Origin of the sequence: Actinomadura logoneensis, from assembly GCF_003428695.1 — a bacterium.
GTDB lineage: Bacteria > Actinomycetota > Actinomycetes > Streptosporangiales > Streptosporangiaceae > Spirillospora > Spirillospora logoneensis.
Genome location: NZ_QURH01000457.1, coordinates 1 through 1,036 on the forward strand (window position 1 = coordinate 1; position 1,036 = coordinate 1,036).

The 1,036-nt window shown below is 75.5% G+C and carries 2 protein-coding genes; both read right to left on the reverse strand.

Translation table 11 applies throughout. From position 1 onward, the window contains the following. Positions 1 to 125: 125 nt before the first annotated feature. Positions 126 to 494 carry a sodium:proton antiporter gene (locus DZF91_RS23290; protein ID WP_117359499.1) on the reverse strand — a complete coding sequence of 123 codons (369 nt, stop codon included), beginning with the start codon at positions 492 to 494 and terminating at the stop codon, positions 126 to 128. Further along, a partial coding sequence (locus tag DZF91_RS23295) for an MnhB domain-containing protein (protein WP_199486825.1) occupies positions 491 to 1,036 on the reverse strand: 546 nt, incomplete at its 5' end. The genes DZF91_RS23290 and DZF91_RS23295, both read right to left, overlap by 4 nt.

Consider the following 1,036-nt stretch of genomic DNA (forward strand, 5'->3'; position numbering starts at 1 on the left):
CGCACCGGCCAGGGCGGCGAGCCCGGCGAGCAGCGGGAGCCGCCGGTCCAGGCGGGCCAGCAGCGGCGCGAGCGCGGCGGCCGACAGCGGCAGGACGACCGTGAGCGGCAGGAGCGCGGCCGTGCTCATCCGCGCAGCGCCCGGACCCGGTCGGCGTCCAGCGTCCGGTAGTGCTGCGCGACGCGGACGACGACCGACAGGAAGACCGCGGTGACGGCGACCCCGATGACGATGGCGGTGAGGCAGAAGTTCTGCAGCACCGGGTCGGCGACGTTCCCGTGCGCGAGCTGCTCGGGACGTCCGCCGTGCGGCGGGTCCAGCAGCACGGGCGCGGTGGACTTCGCCCGGTAGGCGAGCGAGATCATCAGCAGGTAGGTGGAGGACTCCATGAGCGACAGGCCCATGACGATCCGGACGAGGTTCCGCCGGGTCAGCACGGTGTGCAGGCCGACGCAGAACAGCGCCGCCGCCGCCAGGTAGTTCACGGCGATCACGACCGCTCCCCCTTCCCTCCGGACGGCCCGGCTCCGGACGGCCCGGCTCCGGACGGCTCCTTGTCGGACGGCTCGTCCGGGGTCCAGTCGTGCCGGGCGGTGAGCAGCGCCTGCACGGCCAGCAGGATGCCGGTGCCGACCTCGACGAACTCCGCGACCGAGAACGGCTGGACGATCCCGCCCGACGCGGGCGTCTCCTGCTCGGCGTGCGGGATCCAGTCGGCGCCGACCGTGCCCTTGACCGCCAGCCCGAGCACCAGGATCAGGATGATCGCCAGCGCCCCGGCCAGCTCGGCGGTCTCCAGCGGCGGGCTGCCGAACGGCCGGGTGCCGTAGGCGGCGTAGACCATCAGGACGATCCCGGCGAGGACGGCCCCGGCCGGGAACCCGCCGCCGGGCGCGTACCCCCAGGCGACCAGGTAGCAGCCGGCCGCGAACAGCAGCGGCGCGACGACGCGGACGCCGGTCCGGACGACGACGGTCATCGGGGTCCCGGCGTCCCGCTCGGCGCGTTCGGCGCGGCGGGCGGCGCGCTCGCCGCC